Annotated in this window: 2 pseudogenes; one reads left to right on the forward strand and one right to left on the reverse strand. The window is 46.6% G+C overall.

Going from position 1 to position 867, the window contains the following annotated elements:
- Positions 1-304, reverse strand: a pseudogene (locus A3750_RS18135) (hypothetical protein); the annotation flags it as partial.
- 123 nt (positions 305-427) lie between these two features.
- Here A3750_RS18135 and A3750_RS18140 point away from each other — a divergent pair.
- Positions 428-867: pseudogene (locus A3750_RS18140) on the forward strand (penicillin-binding protein 1B); the annotation flags it as partial.

The raw sequence follows: 867 nt of genomic DNA on the forward strand, positions 1-867 counted from the left end.
CTTGTTCAATGTTTGTAATAGCGTTGAGTTTGGGGGCAGCAGCGTCGCCGGTGATGGCGAGCACTTCGATATAGAGCTCGGGGGCCGAGCGTGAGTTTAAGTTTAATTCTGCTTCACAATACTGTTTACGTGCGCTTAATGACGTAAAATCAAGAAATCCGAAGTTGACGGGTTTTTTGATTTTGTAGGCGAAATCGCCAGTCAAAATGATCCACGAAATATGAGTCTCAATCAGTTCCATAGTTGAACATGGATGAGAGTAAGGTGTAGGTTTCAGTAGCGACTGAACAAGCTCTGAGTTCATGTATCCTCCGTAAAGCGGAGAGCACAATAACAGCGACGCATTTGCTCTGCAAAGATAATGTCTAAAGCCAAATCCAAAAAAACATCCGCGAAAACGTCCTCTTCTTCAAGCGAGCAGGGCAGAGTGAAACGTAGGTGGAAGCTTAAGCTATTCTCCATTATTTCTCTGGTACTTATTTCTTGGCTCGTTTATCTCGATGCACAGGTTCGCTATAAGTTCGAAGGGAAGCGCTGGCATTTGCCCGCTCAGGTATTGGCAAGGCCCTTAGAGTTGTTCGAGGGGCAGGCGCTGAATCTTGATAATTTAGAGCAAGAGCTGGGATTACTCGAATACACCAAGAATCGCGTTGTCGATCGACCAGGAACATATTGGCGCGAAGGGACCCGGGTAGAGATTTTCCGCCGCGCACATGACACCATTGAGGGGCCGCAGGCCGCACTAAAGCTTGAGTTAAAGATTGATGGCGATGTGATTCGTTCCATTGAACTGATGAGTCAGGCCAAGGAAGAAGGGATTTACACCATTGAGCCATACAAAATTGGCGGTATTTATCCCAAGACAAG

It is taken from the genome of Oleiphilus sp. HI0079 (assembly GCF_001635105.1).